The sequence below is a fragment of the Rhodospirillaceae bacterium genome (assembly GCA_018660465.1).
In the GTDB taxonomy this organism is placed as follows: Bacteria; Pseudomonadota; Alphaproteobacteria; order Rhodospirillales; family JABJKH01; genus JABJKH01.
Map to the genome: position 1 here is coordinate 1 of JABJKH010000110.1, position 16,757 is coordinate 16,757.

General features: G+C 51.8%; 16 protein-coding genes and 1 tRNA gene. 11 read left to right on the forward strand and 6 right to left on the reverse strand.

Annotation, left to right across the window (positions count from 1 at the left end):
- Together HOM51_18415 and HOM51_18420 are read left to right on the forward strand one after the other, a co-directional pair.
- Positions 1–90: transfer RNA gene (locus tag HOM51_18415), tRNA-Ser, on the forward strand.
- A gap of 110 nt (positions 91–200) precedes the next feature.
- Positions 201–437: a GIY-YIG nuclease family protein gene (locus tag HOM51_18420; protein MBT5036490.1), complete on the forward strand. Its 237-nt coding sequence runs from the start codon at positions 201–203 to the stop codon at positions 435–437.
- Here HOM51_18420 and HOM51_18425 read toward each other — a convergent pair.
- Genes HOM51_18425 through HOM51_18435 form a run of 3 tightly spaced genes read right to left on the reverse strand, consistent with a single transcriptional unit; the run spans position 429 to position 6,514 of the window.
- Positions 429–2,768 (reverse strand): xanthine dehydrogenase family protein molybdopterin-binding subunit, encoded by a 2,340-nt coding sequence (locus tag HOM51_18425; GenBank protein MBT5036491.1) that lies wholly within the window; start codon positions 2,766–2,768, stop codon positions 429–431. The two genes, HOM51_18420 and HOM51_18425, sit on opposite strands and share 9 nt — an antisense overlap.
- Positions 2,764–4,518 carry a thiamine pyrophosphate-binding protein gene (locus tag HOM51_18430; protein ID MBT5036492.1) on the reverse strand — a complete coding sequence of 585 codons (1,755 nt, stop codon included), beginning with the start codon at positions 4,516–4,518 and terminating at the stop codon, positions 2,764–2,766. Before HOM51_18430 ends, HOM51_18425 begins: the two co-directional genes overlap by 5 nt.
- 22 nt (positions 4,519–4,540) lie before the next feature.
- On the reverse strand, positions 4,541–6,514 hold the full coding sequence (locus tag HOM51_18435; protein MBT5036493.1) for a tripartite tricarboxylate transporter permease: 1,974 nt from the start codon (positions 6,512–6,514) through the stop codon (positions 4,541–4,543).
- A 168-nt stretch (positions 6,515–6,682) separates the two neighbouring features.
- On the opposite strand from HOM51_18435, the gene HOM51_18440 reads away from it, so the two are divergent.
- The 7 genes from HOM51_18440 (at position 6,683) to HOM51_18470 (ending at position 13,975) form a co-directional block, all read left to right on the forward strand.
- Positions 6,683–7,759, forward strand: a complete 1,077-nt coding sequence (locus HOM51_18440) for a hypothetical protein (protein MBT5036494.1) — start codon at positions 6,683–6,685, stop codon at positions 7,757–7,759.
- A gap of 81 nt (positions 7,760–7,840) precedes the next feature.
- Positions 7,841–8,521, forward strand: coding sequence for a GntR family transcriptional regulator (locus HOM51_18445; GenBank protein ID MBT5036495.1), 681 nt, complete (start codon positions 7,841–7,843; stop codon positions 8,519–8,521).
- 37 nt (positions 8,522–8,558) lie between these two features.
- Positions 8,559–9,530, forward strand: a complete 972-nt coding sequence (locus tag HOM51_18450; GenBank protein MBT5036496.1) for an amidohydrolase — start codon at positions 8,559–8,561, stop codon at positions 9,528–9,530.
- Positions 9,531–9,550: 20 nt separating this feature from the next.
- A complete protein-coding gene (locus tag HOM51_18455) occupies positions 9,551–10,723 on the forward strand; it encodes a prolyl oligopeptidase family serine peptidase (protein MBT5036497.1) in 1,173 nt (390 codons plus the stop codon).
- Between the two features lie 173 nt (positions 10,724–10,896).
- The gene (locus tag HOM51_18460) at positions 10,897–11,088 is read left to right on the forward strand and encodes a hypothetical protein (GenBank protein MBT5036498.1); all 192 of its coding nucleotides are present in this window, start codon (positions 10,897–10,899) and stop codon (positions 11,086–11,088) included.
- A 220-nt stretch (positions 11,089–11,308) separates the two neighbouring features.
- Entirely contained in the window at positions 11,309–12,262 is a 954-nt protein-coding gene (locus HOM51_18465; protein ID MBT5036499.1) for an alpha/beta hydrolase, read from the forward strand.
- Positions 12,263–12,280: 18 nt separating this feature from the next.
- Positions 12,281–13,975 (forward strand): glutamine--tRNA ligase/YqeY domain fusion protein, encoded by a 1,695-nt coding sequence (locus tag HOM51_18470; GenBank protein ID MBT5036500.1) that lies wholly within the window; start codon positions 12,281–12,283, stop codon positions 13,973–13,975.
- A 2-nt stretch (positions 13,976–13,977) separates the two neighbouring features.
- Here the strand turns inward: HOM51_18470 and HOM51_18475 are convergent, their stop codons facing one another.
- On the reverse strand, positions 13,978–14,337 hold the full coding sequence (locus tag HOM51_18475; protein MBT5036501.1) for a DOPA 4,5-dioxygenase family protein: 360 nt from the start codon (positions 14,335–14,337) through the stop codon (positions 13,978–13,980).
- 62 nt (positions 14,338–14,399) lie between these two features.
- A complete protein-coding gene (locus tag HOM51_18480) occupies positions 14,400–14,603 on the reverse strand; it encodes a 30S ribosomal protein S21 (protein MBT5036502.1) in 204 nt (67 codons plus the stop codon).
- 372 nt (positions 14,604–14,975) lie between these two features.
- On the opposite strand from HOM51_18480, the gene HOM51_18485 reads away from it, so the two are divergent.
- Both HOM51_18485 and HOM51_18490 read left to right on the forward strand, forming a co-directional pair.
- Positions 14,976–15,281 (forward strand): flagellar motor switch protein FliN, encoded by a 306-nt coding sequence (locus HOM51_18485; GenBank protein ID MBT5036503.1) that lies wholly within the window; start codon positions 14,976–14,978, stop codon positions 15,279–15,281.
- Between the two features lie 7 nt (positions 15,282–15,288).
- Positions 15,289–15,945, forward strand: a complete 657-nt coding sequence (locus HOM51_18490; GenBank protein MBT5036504.1) for a DsbA family oxidoreductase — start codon at positions 15,289–15,291, stop codon at positions 15,943–15,945.
- Positions 15,946–15,954: 9 nt separating this feature from the next.
- Here HOM51_18490 and HOM51_18495 read toward each other — a convergent pair whose 3' ends face one another.
- Positions 15,955–16,755 (reverse strand): glutathione S-transferase family protein, encoded by an 801-nt coding sequence (locus HOM51_18495; protein MBT5036505.1) that lies wholly within the window; start codon positions 16,753–16,755, stop codon positions 15,955–15,957.
- Between the last annotated feature and the right edge of the window lie 2 nt (positions 16,756–16,757).

Consider the following 16,757-nt stretch of genomic DNA (forward strand, 5'->3'; position numbering starts at 1 on the left):
GGAGAGGTGCCAGAGCGGTTGAATGGACTGGTCTTGAAAACCAGCAGGCGTGAAAGCGTCTCGTGGGTTCGAATCCCACCCTCTCCGCCACCCTACGCCTTCGGCTTCGGGTGGCAGGCCACCTCTTGGGGGCCTGTCGGACGAAGACGAGTTTAGGCGCAGGAGTGTCGCCCGAAGCTTTAGCGTAGGGGGGCTGTTTTATGTGGTACGTATATATCCTTGAATTGAAAAACAGCGACGTATACGTAGGATCAACGAATGATCTTAGACGACGTGTCAAACAGCACGAAAAGGGTCAGGTGAAATCGACTAAACCTCATTTACCAGCCACCCTGAAATCATACATCGCCATTCCAACCGAACAAAAAGCACGCGAACTCGAAAATTACTTCAAATCTGGTTCAGGGAAAGCGTTCGCAAATAAGAGACTATTGTAAAGACTTCCTCGCCCCCTGGATCGCCTTCCAAATCGACAGCGGCGTCATCGGCATTTGCAAATCCGTAATCCCATAAGGCTTAAGCGCATCAACGATGCCGTTGACCATGACGGCCATGGCGGGCGTTGTGCCGCCTTCCCCACCTGCTTTGATGCCCAGCGGATTGGTTGGTGAGTGAACCTCGGCAATTTCAGTTTTGAAACTGGGTAGGGTGTGCGCCCGTGGCATGCCGTAGTCCATGAAGGACCCGCAGAGGGGTTGGCCTGAGTCGGGCTCAACATAGCATTCTTCCCACATTGCCTGTCCCACGCCTTGGGCGATACCACCGTGGGTTTGGCCGTGGACAATCATGGGATTTATGCAGCGGCCCACGTCATCGACCGTCGTATAGCGGGTGATGGTGGTATGTCCGGTCTCAGGGTCAATTTCCACTTCACACGATGCCGTGCCATTGGGGAAAACTGGATCATGCATTTCGTTGGTCTTGGCGGCAGCCAAGGGAGTGTCAGGATCACTCTCTGCAAGTTCAACGAGGCTGATCACATGATTGGTATCTGGAATAAGGAATTGGCCTTCATCAAACTCAACCTGCTCCATTGACATATCAAACAGCTCGGCAGCACGCTTGCGCCCCTCCTCAATCAATTCCTGAGACGTCATCAACATCACCGTCCCCGCATGGCGCATGGAGCGCCCAGAATGGGACCCGCCACCAACCGAGACTATGTCCGTATCACCAAGAACAATCTCTACGTTTTCAATGGGTTGCCCTAAGATATCGGCCACGACTTGTGCAAAACTTGTCTCGTGCCCCTGCCCACTCGGCTGAGTACCAATCACCACGGTAACTTTGCCAGTGGGATTGACCGTAATTTCGGCCCGCTCTCTAGGGGACCCGATGGACGATTCAACGTAGTTTGCAAAACCATGACCCAGCAACATGCCGCGAGACTCAGCTTCTAAACGACGCTGCTCAAAGCCAGACCAGTCCGCCAACTCCAACGTCCGATCCATATTAATCTCATAAGTGCCACTGTCGTAAACCGCCCCAACAGCATTGCGGTATGGCATGGCACTTGGCGGCACCAAGTTCTTGCGGCGGAGTTCGATGGGATCGAAACCGCACTGAAGGGCCGCCAACTGAATTAAACGTTCAATTGCAAACGTAACCTCAGGCCGCCCCGAACTGCGATAGGCCTGGGTCGGCATTGTGTTTGTATAGACCGCCCGAGCCCGCAACGTCGCCACGGGAATGTTATAGGACCCGGTAATGAGCCCTGAGCCCTTACCAAGTGGTGACAGAGACACACACCGCGCGCCTGAATTACTGATGTTATCGGCGCGCATGGCCAGAATTTTGCCATCACTATCCAATGCCAGTTCAACATTGGTTTGAAGGTCACGCCCCTGATAGTCGCTTTGAAAACATTCTGAGCGGGAAGACGTATACTTAACCGGCCTGCCGAGCTGTTTAGACGCCCACAGCACCAGTCCAAATTCTACGTAGACCCGGTTGCGGGTTCCGAAGTTGCCGCCGACATCATACGACAATACCCGCAGGTCATCCGGTTCGATGCCAAGCACCTTCGACAATTCATTCTTTTGACGCACCGCCCCGCCACTCCCAGCATAAAGGGTATAGCGGTTGGTTGCCGCGTCATAAGATGCCAGGGAGGCCCGAGGCTCCAACGGAACCCCAGTCACGCGACTGACGTGGAAATCAGCCTTAACCACATGTGCAGCATCCTCAAAGGCTGCATCTGTACCTGCGACATCTCCAAACGTCGTATCGACAAGGGTGTTGTGATCAACTTCATCCCAGACAGTCGGTTGACCGGGCTTTGATGCCTCGACAGCATCGGTTACATGGGGGAGTTCTTCATAATCAAAATCGACAACCTCGGCTGCATCCAAGGCCTGTAAAGCAGTCTCAGCCACGACCATACCGACCGCTTCACCGACATGACGGGCCTTGTCGGTGGGTAGCAAAAGATGCGGGCCAATGAAAATTTCCCCACCTTCGGGATTGGTTAACTTCATGTCGTATTTGGTTGAGGGAACCGGATCGTGGGGGATTGGCAGCAATCCCGCAGCAACTATATCTTCCCCCGTATAAATCCCGAGCACCCCGGGCATTGCCAAGGCATCCGATGTATCAACGCCTTTAATTCGCGCATGGGGATAGGGCGAACGGACCATGGCGACATAGGCTTGCCCGGGCAGGCTGAAGTCATCCGAAAATTGGCCTTGGCCAGTCAATAGCCGCCCGTCTTCCTTACGACGGACGGGTTGACCAATTGCTTTGAAGTCGGTGTCGCTCAAATCCCTAATCCATTTCTGCCATGGACGACGTGACGTATTCCTGACGCACCTTCACATCGAGCACAAACGATGCACCAGCATGAACCCGCTTCAGGGCATTCTCAAGGGCAGCCGGTAGGTCAGCCAAGTCCGTGATCGGCCCTTCGCCTTCCAAGCCTTGTGCTCGCGCCAACGCCGCAAGATCAGGAACCGGGTCTTCCATACGCTGGCCAATCGGCGCGCGTTCCACAGGTCGGTCTCTCTTTTCTGCCACTTTGATCTGGTGGTTTTCATCATTGTAGTAGGAATGATTGTTCGCCACCAAGAACAGCATTGGAAGTTTTAAGGTCGCCGCATTCCAAATCGCTGTCAGCCCCATCATGTAATCGCCATCGCCCAGAATAGCGACGGTTTTCCGATCTGATTTTATCTCGCGCAGTGCCAAGGCAGCACCGACCGCAATTGACGGCCCTGCCCCAAGACCACCACCACCTGTGTGGCCTAAAAAGTCATGGGGGTGCTCAATCACGTTGGCATTGCTCGGCCAACCCAAGGGACGACCCGTGATGCACATGGACTCGTCTTTTGTCGCCGCAGCAAAGGCCAGGGCGAGGTCCATCAGGCCAATTTCGCCGGAAGTTCCTGGTTTGCCAATTACCGGATAACACGGTTCTGCTTTTGCAACAGACCCTTTGATCCCCTCAAGCACCTCAACCAGTCTGCGTGTCGTGGTCTCCGGTACGGTCGCGATGTTTACGTCCACGGCAGGGAGCGCGCCGTAATCCATGTTCCAGCCGTTATGGATGTTGAAATCATTAGAGATGTTAATCACCGGCGGGCGGGGTGCGCCCTCTGGAAACGCGAGCTTGATGGCGTTCCCACCATCCAACCAATCCATCATAACGATGGCATCGGCAGACTGAATAGCGTTCAACACAGGTCCTTTAAGACGCCAGCCGGTTTCTCCCACAAATGCTGGATGAGATGAGGGGAAGGCCGCGGGAAGTTTCATATGCGTCGTCGTGCGGGCGTTGATCAATTCAGCCAAGCGCACCCGATCCTGCCAGCCCTCTTCACTTCGCGACACCCGGCCGCAAAAGATGAAAGGACGTTCTGCCTTGGAGAGAATTTCAAGGGCTTCGTCGAATTCAGCGCGCGGGGGTTCAGGATCAGACGGCACTTTGAATTTGGAAATGTCATCGAGGTTCGGCACCGTCTCAAGCTCAGCCTCCTGCCAGCCCGCATCTAGACACACGTAAACAGGCCCACTGGGCCGTGCATTGGCCAGCAAAACACCCCGGCGGATGGATTCAACCGCGGCTTCGGCGGAACCCGGTTGATCGTCCCACTTCGTGTATTCACGGACCAAGCTGCCTTGATCAATGGTGGTGTGAATCCATTCGATCCAAGGGCGGCGTTTAACTGCATCCAAGGGTCCCGTGGCACCAATCACCAGCATCGGTGTGCGATCACACCAGGCATTAAAAATCCCCATGGTGGCATGCATCAGGCCAACATTGCTGTGCACGGCAACAGGCATGGCCGTATCTGTGATTTTGGCATAGCCCTGGGCGATACCGATGGCGTGTTCTTCGTGCATACAGGTGATGATTTCCGGGGTTTCATTTCCGAGAAAATTCACCATTGAATCATGCAAGGCGCGGAAACTGGCCCCTGGGTTGAGGCTGATATAGGGGAATCCTTGTTCACGTAGGGCGTAGGCCACTAAATCACTGCCAAAGCGGGGCGCGTTACCATCATTTGTAGCGAGGTCAGTCATGTCGTTTCCTTAAATTTCGAGTTCAAATTAGTTTTTCCAGGCTCGCCCTCAGGGCTGGGAACCAGTCCCCAATCAAAGACGCTGGCCAAGGAAGATGAAGAAGTTTGTGGAACAAGAAGAAAGCTGCAAGCCAGTAGGGCGTCACGATCATTATGATCTTTGACCACTCGCCCTTCCCTTCTTGGCGCATGTAGGCAATGACGAACACGGCCATAGCGGGCAACATGCCGATCACCCCTACTCCTGCTACAAGGCCGATCAACCAAAGCCCTTGGCGAACTGCGCCAGACCAAGAAATTGTCTCCGCCGGTGTGCGAGAAAACCCAGCAGTCACGACGTTCCAAATGAAATAACCCGCTATGGAAACAAGTCCAATAACGGCCAGGGACTGCGGCATCAGCTTTGCCGGCACCTCCCACTCCATGCTGCTCATGATGATAAAAACGAACAACGCAGCCGTTCCCGACCACATAGCCAAATCGGTGCGGGTTAGGGTCTGCTGAGGGGCTTTCGTCTCAGAAATCTTGCCACGCCATTTCTGAATTAAGGGTCGGATCAGAACAAACGCGATGATGGCAATAATAATTGCTGGAACGGGACGCGTTGCCCATTCGATCCCATAGCGAAAATGCGAGATAAACAGGTAATTCTCGATCAAGCCGCCCAGCACAAAGGCGAGGATAAGAGGTGGTCTCGGCCAGCCATGACTCTTCATCACCCAGCCGAGAATTCCCGATAGTACCAAGGCGACCAAATCACCATAATCTCGTGCACCTTGAAAGGCACCAACCAGCATGATGCCAAAGACCAAGGGGACCAATACACCGGCTCGGATTGTCGCGACCTTGGCGAACTGTCCGGCAAATAAGAAACAAGCCCCTGCCCCCAGGATATTTGCAATCGCAACCGTCCAGATCAGAGTGAAGGTCACATCGAGATTCTTGTCGAGCATATTAGGGCCCGGCGCAATTCCGTGGATTAAAAACGCGCCCAGGAGCAACGCCATGGACGCGGACCCCGGCACGCCAAAGGCCAATGTCGGGACCAAGGCCCCGCCTTCTTTCGCGTTGTTGGAACTTTCTGATGCGATGACGCCGCGGACATCGCCTTTACCGAACGTCTCAGACGCATTCTTGATCGAACGAGACGCGTATCCATAGGCGATCCAATCAATGACGGACGCGCCGACACCGGGAATGGAGCCCAACAATGTGCCAATGGAAGAACAGCGTAGCACCAACCACCAGTTCTCAATGACGTCGCGAACCCCTTGAAGCTGCTGCCAGCGTTCCTCTTTGACCTTATTGCCAGCGATTGATCCTTTTGAGGCCCCAAGATCAATGATTTCTGGAACGGCAAAAAGGCCAAGAGCTAAAGGAACAAGCGGCAAGCCATCCCAAAGATAAGTCAGATCAAAAGACCATCGCATTTCGCCGGTTTGCGGCTCATCGCCAATGGTCGATAACAACAGACCCACTGCCGCCGCGACCAATCCCTTTGCCATCGCGCCATGAGAAAGGGAAATAACGAGAGTTAGCCCGAGCAAACAAATCGCCAATAGCTCCGGCGTCCCAACCGACAATATGAACGGTCGCAGAATGGGAATTGAAATCGCCAACATGAAGGCCCCGAACAGACCGCCACAAACGGACGCCGTGAAGGCTGCCCCAAAGGCGCGGCTGGCCTCGCCTTTTCGCGCCATTGGATGGCCATCCAAGACCGTCGCCGCAGAGCCAACAGTTCCCGGAACCCCAAACAATACCGCCGGAATCGTGTCAGACGTCGTCGTGACAGACTGCACCCCAACCAGAAAAGCCAGCGCCGTATACGGGTCCATTGCGAAAGTAAAAGGTAGCAGCAAGGCTAAGCCGACAAGGCCGCCGATTCCCGGAATAACGCCAATCATCAGCCCTAAAAATGTACCGAGAACGACAAACATCAGGCGCATTGGGTCGCTAATCACCGTCAACGCGACAATGGCAGCGTCCCAGACCATCTGTTAACTTCTCCCGAATAATTGGCGTGGCTTAAATGACTGTAGGTGAGCCAAATGGCTTGATCTTGTATTAATGTATGACAATATGGCGTGCAAACGGATTTTAGCCAAGTCGCCATTTGGCCACTTGAATGACACCTTAGAACATAAATATTGGGAGAAAGAATCATGAAGCTCACAAAAATGATGAGCCAATCTGCATTAATTGCAGCAACCGCAGCAATCGGTACCGTCGCTGCAATTTCACCGGCCCAGGCGGGTGCAGTTGAAGACCTTTATAAAGGTAAAAACCTGACCATTCTAATCGGCCATCCTCCCGGAGGATCGTACGATCTTTATGCACAATTGGCAGCCCGTCATTTGGGGCAATATATTCCTGGTAAGCCGAATGTAATTGTTCAGCACAATCCCGGTGGTGGTGGCCGTAAGGGTGCTGCTAAGTACCTCAAAAAAGTTGCTGCTGACGGTATGACCATCGCGCTTTTGCCGGACACGTTAGCTCACATCCAGTTGCTAACGCCGAAACGTGGCAAGTGGGATGCGTCGAAAATTCGCTATATCGGACGATTCGCACCAGCTAACGCCGCCTTTGCCGTTCGTAAGGGTTCCCCTGCCCCTACGATTGATGCAATGCGCAAAACACAATCGATTGCAGGTTGCACCGGTAAATCGGCGCGAAGTGCTCAAATGCCAGCGGTTTTGAAAAATGTCGCTGGAATGAAATTTAAACTGATCTGTGGCTATAAGGGCTCCAAGAAAGCAACGCTTGCTCTGTTACGCGGCGAGGTCGATATGGTTTCCAAGAACTGGGCATCTTGGAAATCTGGCGATGGCGCTGAATTGGCCGCTGGCAACATCAAGATCGTTTTGCAAGCTGGCCTGAAACGCGATCCAGACCTGCCGAACGTTCCTTTGATGCAGGAAATTGTTTCTGATCCGAAGTCTAAGGAAATTCTCACGTTTGTTTCCTCTGGCGCACCAATCGGTCGGTCTTTGATGGCCAAGCCTGGCGTTCCTGACAACGTTGTTAACGCGTTGCGGGCAGCGTTCCAGAAAATGATCAAAGATAAAGCGTTCTTGGCCGATGCGGCGAAGCGCAAAGCGATCATTAACCCGGCATCTGGCGAAGAAGTTGAGAAGGTCAACCGTGCGATCTTCAAGGCCGACCCGGCCCTCATCAAAGCCGCCCGGGCTGCGATCAGCACCAAGGGTGCCAAGAGCATCCGGAAGAAGAAAAAGAAATAGGGACTGATAATACTGGCCGAGGTAATTCATTGCCTCGGTCGGTTTCCCTTTCTCCCCACAACCAAATTCACGTGAGTTCCCATGGGTGAAGTTGTTGAACTTGGCTTAACGCCATTGCATCACGAAGTGGCTTCGCTGCGCATAAAAATCATCGAAGCCCTCCGCCAAGCGATTGAGCAAGGTGTGCTGCAACCGGGTGCCCGACTGGTCGAAAAGAATTTATGCGAACAGTTGGATGTCAGCAGAACATCACTTCGTGAGGCTTTGCGGGAACTGCAGGCCGAAGGCGTTCTAACTCACGTCTCTAATAAAGGTCTTACGGTCACCCGCATTACCCGCAGAGATGCCGAAAATATTTACCGCATTCGTGCCGATTTGGAAGCCCTGGTAGTCGAACAATGCGCCCAAAACGCCAGCGATGATGACATAGAAAATTTAGAGCAATATGCGGCTGAGTTAAAAACCGAATACTTAGCCGGTGACTTTATTCGGATCGTTGGATCAAAACGACGGTTTTATAATCTAATCTGTGAAGTCGCTGATAATTCGATTGCAATTAATCTGCTGAACCGGCTGACTTTACTGACTTCACAACTTCGCCGAGTCTCAATCGTGCGACCGGATCGACAGGCTGAAAGTGTCGGCGAAATCACAGATTTAATGGTTGCTCTTAAACGGCGTGATATTGCCTCGGCCCGCAAGTACGCGAAACTTCATGTTGAAAACGCCGCACTTTCAGCCTTATCATCTGCAGAATTCTGAAACAATATTAATAAATTTCAATAAGCTAGGAGGAATTATGAGTATTTTAGACGGTCAACGCGTTATCGCAATTGAGGAACATTACCTGGATCCGGATATTACCGCGCACTTCCATGGCAAAGACGCACGCGGCGGCGGCCCCTTGATTAAGAAGCTCGAAGATGTTGGCGCCGATCGCATCAAGAATATGGACGACTGCGGAATTGATTTTCAGATTTTGTCCCATGCCCCACCTGCAACCCAGCGTATGGACGGCAAGGAAGGCGTACCAGCAGCCATTGCCGCGAATAATAAATTGGCTGAAATGTGCAAAGCCTATCCGGATCGCTTGGGTGGATTTGCGATGTTACCAACGGGAGATGCGAAGGCATCCGCTGATGAGCTTGAACGTTGCGTTAATGATCTCGGCTTCAAAGGTGCCATGATCCATGGTCTCATTGGTGATGATCGGGACTTTATCGATAACCAAAAGTACTGGCCGATTTTTGAGCGGGCCGAGGCCTTGGATGTGCCCCTCTATATCCACCCGGCGATGCCACACCCGGCGGTGTTCGATGCCTATTTCAAGGACTACGCAGAGAAATTCCCTGCCTACGTTACCGCCGGTTGGGGTTTTACCATGGAGACAGCGACGGCTGGAATCAGGCTCGTTCTCTCTGGCGTGTTAGATAAGTACCCCGGAACAAAAATTATCCTCGGTCACTTAGGCGAAGGCCTGCCCTTCCTGATGTGGCGGATTGATATGGCGCTGAACCGCCCGGGCAATGATGGGGTTAAATTCCGCGAGTTGTTTACGAAACACTTCTACATCACCACCAGTGGCTTCTTTTCTGATCCCGCGTTGCTGTGCTGCATCCAGGAAATGAGCGTGGATAAAATTTTATTCTCTGTGGACTATCCCTTTGTTCCGAATGAACCCGGGCCGAAGTGGATGGAGAATTTGATGTTGAACATCGATGACAAAGCGAAAATTCTGCACGGAAACGCGGAGAAACTGCTCCGCATGTAACTTGCCGGGGGAAGGCCCTAATGAAGCGACCGGAGCGAGACAGAGACGGCCAGCAGTGGATCAATGATTATCTGCTAAAGGCCACCGGTCGGGCCGTCCATTACGAATTGGACGCCCGGGTCCTTCCCCCGCAAGCTAAAAGCATGGCCATGGTGTCAAAGTACGTCACCAAGGAAGCAGAACATGCAGAAAGACTGGCCAAGGCCGCCGAGGCCCATGGTGACCCCCTCAATGCCCGGGCCTACTACCGGATGGCCACAGAACATTACCGCGAAGCGCAGCACTTTGTTGTTCCTCCCTCATCTCCCAAGCGTTGGGACCTTTACGCTAAAACCAAGGAATGTGCGGCAAAGCTGTTCGAACTTGCCGATTATCCCATTGAAGCCGTAGAACTCGAGTCCGATGGCAAATCCTATCCTGGCGTCTTTCACCGCTTAGACGGCGATCAGCCCGCTCCTGCGGTTATTTTTATTCCCGGCATGGACATGACCAAGGAAAACTACCCCAACCCCCTCGATAACGAATTTCGACACTATGGCATGCATGTGCTCGCCATTGATGGCCCGGGGCAAGGCGAAGCATTGGAGCGCGGTCATTTCGTCACACCGACAAACCACATCGACGTCGCCAAGGCCGCGTTTGAATATTTAGCCGCGCGACCCGAAGTTGATGAAACCCGCATCGGCATCGCTGGGCGTAGCTTTGGGACATTCTGGTCCCTGCGCGCGGCGGCTGATGAGCCCAGATTAGCAGCAGTCGGTGGCGCTGTTGGGTGCTATTTCTGGGATCGACTAACCATTTTTGACGAAGCCCCAATCCGCTTTAAACAAGTGTTCATGGCGATGTCTGGCATGACCGATGAAGCCGAGTTCGACAAGATTTCAGAAGGCTACACATTAAAGGGCCATTCAGATCGGGTTGAATGCCCTGTCTTTATGGGCATCGGGGAATTCGACCCCCTGAACCCGATGGAAGATGCTGAAGCTGTATTCGACTCACTTTCAGGCGCCAAGGAAATGTGGATTTTCGAAGACCAATTTCATTCCGTCGCAACAAACAAATGTCTGATGGGACGCAATACATATAACTTCATCGCTGAGTGGATGCGCCGCGCACTAGACGGAAAAATCAGCTCTTCACACCAGAAAAAAACATTTATTAAAAATAATGGAGAGGGACTATATGCGGAATAATTTATTTATTTTCAAGTAGATAGATGTCTTTTTCAATTAAAATACGACCAAACTTAACATCCATTAACATCGCTTTAACAACGGCGTCATAAAACTAAAACAACCCTCGATTAGTATCAAAATCACAAGATCAATTAGATCATTGATACACACATTTAAAAAGGGGACGACAAATGAATGCCATCTCACAAAATTTCAAAATCCAACGCCAAGATTATGTTTCTTCAATTCAGACAGTTGAGAAAGGTTTGGACCAACAACTCAGCGCCGTTAACGAATTACAAAGCGTGCTAGCCGAACTCCGCGAAGAGATCAATAAAATGGAAACGAACTTTACGAACTTTGGGGCATCGATCGCCGCCTGATAAAGGCTTACATTAAGCAATTTAAAAAAAACCCGTGGGAATATTTGCCCCACGGGTTTTTTCTTGGAAAATTCGCTTTATATTTTTAACATTTAAAAGAACCCTTCAAATTTTGCCGCCAATCGGCAAATTCAAGTTTCCTGTTGCAATAACCCAGTCACAGCCCTAAACCCCCATATGTTCAAAAAGAATGTATTTGGCAGAAATACGGAGAATCCATATGTCAGGCAGTGCCACGGACGCGATTAGCGATCAAACGGAAGTCGTTGGCGAAGAACATTGGGCCAAGAAAGGCGATGTGGACTTGTTCATCTATCGCAAGTATGCCCCGAGTGTTGGCAAAGACGGTGAACGCCCTGTTTTAATGCTGGTTCATGGGTCGTCTCAGGCATCGCGGACCAGTGTTGACCTGGAAGTCCCGGGACGTGGCGAATATTCAACGATGAATACCTTTGCCCGCTGGGGTTATGACGTTTGGACGATGGATCATGAGGGATACGGAAGGTCGAGCCGTACTGATGGATTCTCGTATATTCTAGACGGGGTTGAAGACCTCAGGGCCGCCACTCCCATCGTCGCGGAGAAAACGGGCCAAGACAGTTTCGCGTTTTTTGGTACATCTTCTGGTGCGCTTCGTGCTGGTGCTTTCTGCAATGCTGAACCGGATCGGGTCACCCGCATCGCCCTCTCCGCCTTCCCTTGGAAGGGCGAAGGTGCACCGTCTTTGATCAAACGTAACGAGCGCATCGACGAATGGCAGGCAACCAATCGCCGTGAAGTGAATGAAGAGTACTATCAAAACATGTTCACCCGAGACATTGTCGGTCTGACGGTTCCAGAATTGGGCAAAGTCGCAGCCGCTGCGGAAATGGCCAATGGCGGCGGCAGCGTTCCCAACGGCACCTATGTCGATATGTGCATTAATTTGCCGTTTGTGGACCCAACGAAGATCACCTGCCCAGTTCTGATGATTCGCGCCGACCACGATGGCATTACCACGGATGAAGACAACGCTGCGTTCTATGCCGCCCTCGCAACCAAGGATAAGCAATTCGTTATGATGTCGGGTCAGGCTCACAACATCACCGTCGGCGTCAACCGCCACCGTTTCTGGCACGCCCTAAAATCATTTTTGGAGTTCCCTGCCCGCATAGATGACTTAGTCGACGCGTAAATCCAAGGATCACTTCATATGACCGACGATGTCGACACAGACGACGCACCCCTAGATTTTATCCGAACAATCGTCCGTGAAGATTTGGATTCGGGAAAACACGATGGCATCGTCACGCGCTTCCCTCCGGAACCAAATGGCTACCTCCATATCGGTCATGCGAAGTCGATTTGCTTGAATTTTGGTATCGCCAAGGATTTCGGCGGGCGTTGTCATCTTCGCTTTGACGATACGAATCCGGCGAAGGAAGAGATTGAATATATCGAGTCCATCCAAGAAGACGTTCGCTGGCTTGGCTTTGATTGGGGAGAACACCTCTTTTTCGCCTCAGACAACTTCGAAAAACTTTACGTCTGGGCTGAACACTTAATCAAAAACGGCAAGGCCTATGTCGATGACCTCAGCGCTGATGAGATCAGAGAATATCGCGGCACCCTGACAGAGCCCGGCAAACCTAGCCCTTACCGTGATCGAACCTCAAACGAAAACCTGGACCTTTTCACCCGTATGCGGGCGGGCGAGTTCGAGGACGGCAGCCATGTGCTTCGGGCTAAGATCGATATGGCCTCCGGCAACATCAATCTGCGTGATCCGATTCTTTATCGCATCTTGAAGGCCGAACACCCTCGCACTGGCAATTCCTGGTGCATTTACCCGACTTATGATTTCGCCCATGGCCAGACAGATGCGATCGAACAGATCACTCATTCGGTCTGCACCCTAGAATTTGAGGATCACCGACCCCTGTATGATTGGCTTATCGAAAATTTGCCAGTGCCAAGCAAACCGCATCAGTATGAATTTGCCCGACTGAACCTGACCTACACTGTTCTTTCCAAACGCAGCCTCATTCAATTGGTCACGGACGGCCACGTGAGCGGCTGGGATGATCCGCGCCTGCCAACCATCAGCGGATTTCGCCGGCGTGGCGTCCCTGCGGCAGCGATCAGAGATTTTGCAGATCGGATCGGCGTCGCCAAAAGCAATTCGGTCATTGAAGTCGGATTGCTCGAATTCTGCATGCGGGAGCTTTTGAACAAGTCGGCTGTTCGGCGCCTCGCCGTTCTAAAGCCGCTCAAGGTAGTAATTGAGAATTACCCTGAAGGCGAAACTGAAGACCTAACAGCCGTTAACAATCCGCAGGATGAAACTGCTGGTACGCGCACCCTGCCTTTCTCCCGTGAATTGTACATTGAGCGGGATGACTTCATGGAAGACCCACCAAAGAAGTTTTATCGCTTAGGCCCGGGTCGGGAAGTCCGTCTCCGTTTCGCCTACTTCATCACCTGCACAGACGTCATCAAAGACGCGAGTGGCGAAGTTGTCGAACTCCGCTGTACGTATGATCCAGAAACCAAGGGCGGCAGCGCGCCTGATGGCCGCAAGGTTAAAGCGACAATGCACTGGGTTTCTGCGGCCCACGCCGTTCCAGCTGAAGTCAGGCTCTACGATCACCTGTTTCGGGTCGAGGAACCAGGCTCCGATGGCGATTATCTAGACGATCTAAACCCCGAGTCACTTGAGGTTCTAACCGATTGTCAATTGGAGCCCTCTTTGGTTGAGGCACCTTTAGGCGAGACGCTTCAATTCGAACGACACGGCTACTTCTGTCCGGACAAGGACTCAAAGCCTAACGCCTTGGTCTTTAACCGTACAGTCGGCCTGCGCGATCAATGGGCGAAAATTCAGAAGGACGCGGGTAAGAAGAATTAGGATTAGGCCGAGGTTCGGCCCGACTTTAAGAATTTCTCATTCATCGGCAGCACTTTACCCAGCCACAATGAATTAATGACGTGATCAGCGTAATTGTCGCCGGTTTCAGGATGCACCAGAATGGTCAGACCGTCCCGATTAAGCATTAACCAAGGCACAATATCGGCGAACTGATTTGGCTCGAATGCAACCTGATACATCGGCTGGGGATGAGGTCCAACTGGATCATCTCGCCAGCGCCCCATTCGGATATCAAATTTTTCATCAATAAGGGCCCTGAGAACACCAGCGCGCCCTCGGGCATCGGGATTGGTATAGTAGATATGGGCGTGATAGCCCGTGATTTCGCTATTTTCGGCCATTTAAAATCGCCTATAACTTTTATTCACGGACCTGAATTAATGAGGGGAGACAATCCCCTCAATTAGAAACCTTCGTGTTGGATGCGCTTGCGCTCCAATTTACGAGCACGGGAAATGGCTTCGGCTTTTTTGCGAACCCGGCGCTCAGATGGTTTCTCATAGCTACGACGGCGTTTCATTTCGCGCCACAGACCTTCACGTTGCATTTTCTTTTTAAGCGCCTTAAGCGCCTGATCGATATTGTTATCACGTACGGTTACATACACTGAAAACCAACACTCCTTCCTAAGATGGCGTTCCACGCCAAAAACGACAAACACCTCTTTACTCAGAGTCTGCTCTGAGACAAAGCTTGCCGACTTTAAAATTACTGCAACCCAAATTTGGTCGCTAGGCCCTAAAGCCAAACCAAGGATTTAGGCTCCGTTCAGGTGGCTTGTATCTTACGAATTTTGCCGCGCCAAGTAAAATATTCCATAAATCCTATATTTTCTCTAAATATTTCAAACTTATGAAACCCTCGCTGCAAACAAACTGTTAATTACTTTCGTGCTAAAGCACCTATATCAGTGCAACCAATCGTGGACGCTGACCTAGATTGCGACTAATATCTTATCGGAAGACAAGGAAAACTCGATATGGATGAAACACTCGGTTCCAGCGGTGCCCTGCTTAATATTCGGGATGAGGCCGGGGCGATCTATGATATCGACGTGGAAGTCACGGCAGTTCTGGGTGTGACCGATATGAAGGTCGCGCAACTGCTGAAAATGGGCCGTGGTGCTGTTGTCCAATTGAATCGCATGGTTGGCGATGAAATAGAGATTTACGCCAACAACCAACTAATTGCACTAGCAGAAGTCGTGGTGGTTGATGATCGCTTAGGCGTCTCTCTGACGAAGATTATCAAGAGCAACTTCATTCATCTCGTCGACGAACATTAAGCGTCGGGTGGAAGAGCAAACTCCCGTTCACATTGAGATCGTTTTTGATCCTGCCTGTCCATGGTGCTTCATCGGAAAACGCAGACTAGAACAGGCCCTAAAATTGCGACCGATGATTAAGCCAATCATTCAGTGGCACCCATTTCTTCTGAACCCCGAATTGCCTGCTAGCGGTCACGACAATACCGCCTACCTTGTCCGCAAATTTGGCAGCGAAGGCCGGGTCCGTCGCGCGTTTGGTGCCATCAGCGATGCTGGCTTATCTGTTGAAATCGACTTTGCATTCGACCGCATACGCAACACCCCAAATACCTTAGATGCGCACCGCCTGGCCAGGTTCGCTGACGTCCATGGCCAAGCCAGCGCGACTGTAGAGGCCCTCTTCCACAACTATTTCGTCAACGGACGGGACATTGGCGATGTTGAAATTCTGATTGAAATTGCCGAGAATCTAAATCTTCCAGCCGAAGAAGTCCGCTCCTACTTGGAAAGCGATGCAGACGTCGCCTTAATTTACGAAGAGAACGCCCGAGCCCACAGTCTTGGTGTTAACGGCGTCCCCTCCTACCTGTTTAGCGGTGGTCTGACAATCTCCGGTGCCCAGGAAGCAGAGGTCCTCTCAAGAATGCTGGATGCTGCTTTATTGATGGAAACTGCGGCCTAATCTACCAACTTATTCTCCGCTAAGTATTTGCTTTGCCCTTGGCCAGATTTCGGCACCGAATTTAGCCCGGGCATTCAGAGATTTAGGATCGATTGAACGCGAGACCACACCGACAAAGTTCGGACGCGCTTTGATACGCTCCCACCAAGCGGCCAAATTGGGCTTATCGTCCCACATTCCTTGGAAGCCGATGTTTTCGAACCGCATCAACCACGGTGTTACGCCAGAATCAGCTAGGGTATAATCTTCGCCCATGAACCAAGGCCCACCCGATTCAGCGAGTCCTGCCTCGAACCGCCTAAATGAATTCTCTACCGCGCAAACACCCAACTTAAAGGGTTCCGACTCAACGCCTTCGAACTGCATGGCTCTAAGTTTTGCTGCCTTTACCTGATCAGGCATGGCAACGAAGGAGGCTTCAAGTTCTTCATCCGATTTTTTCTGCGCCATGATATTGCGAACAACGACTGTATAGGTGACGCCCAAGGTCCCCGGATGGGTTTCTTCATCAATGATCTTCGGCCAGCGTCGCATACGGGCGAGCGCAAGTGGATCACTGGGCCGCAGTTGAGGGCCGTCGAACACTTCGTCCAAGTACTCAGCGATTAGCGTCGATTCGGTCAGGACTTCGCCCTCATGAATGATCGTCGGTACAACAGCATTGGGGTTGAGTTTAAGATATTCAGGGGTCTTCTGTTCACCGCTGAACAGATCGATTGTGATTTCGTTGTACTCAATCCCCTTCTCTTCCAGCACCAGTCGAACCTTGCCCGAACAAGTAGATGTGTGTCCTTGATAGAAATCGATCATTT